At 65.1% G+C, this 1,889-nt stretch carries 2 protein-coding genes; both read right to left on the bottom strand.

What is annotated here, in order from left to right; all coding sequences use genetic code 11:
* A partial coding sequence (locus G6032_RS00170) for a Cache 3/Cache 2 fusion domain-containing protein (RefSeq protein WP_165280112.1) occupies positions 1-1,139 on the bottom strand: 1,139 nt, incomplete at its 3' end.
* Between the two features lie 318 nt (positions 1,140-1,457).
* The coding region (locus G6032_RS00165) for a methyl-accepting chemotaxis protein (protein ID WP_240901830.1) at positions 1,458-1,889 on the bottom strand (432 nt) is incomplete at its 5' end.

The raw sequence follows: 1,889 nt of genomic DNA, 5'->3' as shown, positions 1-1,889 counted from the left end.
ATGTCGCCCTTGTCGTGCTCGGACGACATGTGACGCATCTGGCCGATGATGCCGCGCAGGCTCTGCTGGGCCTCGCGCATGGCCGCCAGCATGCTGTGGCTGTCGCCTTCCTTGATACTGACGTCCTCGTCCAGCTCGCCATGCGCGATGCGCTGGGCCACGGTCATCGCGTAGCTCGGCTCGCCGCCGAGCGGGCGGATCACGAGACGACGCACCAGCCAGACCAGCAATCCGATCAGCGCCAGGCAGGCGACCAGGCCGAGGGCGATGATGCCGATCGCGCGGGTCCTCGAAAGCGCAGTGACCTCGCTGTTCGGATAGGCGCTGACGACCTCGAAGCCCCACGGCTCGAATGGCACGCGGGTGATGGTCCACTCGGGATTGCCCGAAGCGATGCCCGAGACGAAGTCGGGTTCGACGTGGGCCGAATGGAAGCGGACTCCGCCACTGCGATCCAGCAGAGCGGTGAAGCCGCTTTCCAGCAGCCGGCTCTCGGCGATCAGGACCTGGAGGATCTCCATGTCCAGCTTGAAGCCCACGTACCAGATGCCGACCGTCTCGCCATACATGGAGCGCAGCGGCTCGTAACCGGCGATGTAGGGCTCGCCGAGAATATCCACCATGCCGTAGTACGGGCGATTATCGCGGATCGACTGGATGGCCTGGCCGTTGGGGTTCAGGATGGTGCCGATCGCGCGCTTGCCGTTGCTCACGACGTTGGTCGAGACACGCACAAAATCATCGCCGCTCTTGACGAAGAGCGTGGCGCTGCCGCCGACGGTGCCTACCACCTGGTCGACGAGATTGAAACGGTTGGCCTGTGGTTCGTCGCCGAAATAGAGCTGCGGGACCGTGCGATCGCCGACGACCGTTTCGCCCTCGAGATAGGGCAGCCCCATCTCGTCGGCGCGCTCTTGAAGCAATGTCATGGCGCTGATGGCCTGTTCGGTCACCAGGGCATCGATCACTTCCAGCAGTCCGACGGTGGCCGCGCCCTGGCGCTGCGCTTCCGCGGCGACATCGTTGGTCATGCGTCGGCTGTCCAGCACCGCAAGGCTGATGGCCCCGCCAAGGACGACGGTGGCAATGAACAGCGACACCGGCAACGCGATGCGTGTCTGGAGTTTCAGTTGCTTCATTCTTCTTGATCCCTGCTTTGGTGTGGCCGCTTGCCCTGGCCACGGGGTGGGTGGACCACGTATCCGTGTGCTGCCTGGAAAGTGGCGGCACCTATTTGTTGAATCGGCAGCAAATGCCGGGTCTTTAGTTTTTGTCTAAAAAAACCCTATGGGTGCGATGCAGCATAAAGATCGTCGTGGGGAGCTGGCACTTGAGCCGAGATCGAGATCCGCGATTCCCCGCGGCAAAAAAATGGCCGGGTTGCATTGCTGCAACCCGGCCGACCTGCCAAGGGGGGAGGCAGGAGCCCCGGCCGTGAGGCCGGGGCCGAGGGGGGTCTAGAACTCTGCCCACTCCTCGCCGACGTCGGCGACAGCAGCGGGTTTGGGCATCTTGCGGGCCGGGGCCTTGGGCATGCCGCCGTTGGCCTTGGCGGCGGGTGCCTTGGCGGCCGGCGCCTTGGCCGGCGTGCTGCGCGGTGCGATGCCGGAGGTCTTGGCGTCGTCGATGCGGAACACGGAGACGGCCTGGGCGAGGCCATGGGCCTGGTCCTCGAGGGAGGAGGCAGCGGCAGCCGACTCTTCGACCAGGGCGGCATTCTGCTGCGTGACCTCGTCCATCTGCGTGACGGCGGTGGACACCTGCTCGATGCCCTGGCTCTGCTCATCGGATGCCGCGGAGATCTCGGCCATGATGTCGGTGACCCGCTTCACGGCGGAGACGATCTCCTCCATGGTGGCGCCGGCCTGCTCGACGAGCTTGGAACCACC

This window comes from Wenzhouxiangella sp. XN24, assembly GCF_011064545.1.
In the GTDB taxonomy this organism is placed as follows: domain Bacteria; phylum Pseudomonadota; class Gammaproteobacteria; order Steroidobacterales; family XN24; genus XN24.
The sequence above is the reverse complement of the archived record's forward strand: the minus strand, read 5'-3'. Positions and strand labels throughout refer to the sequence as shown.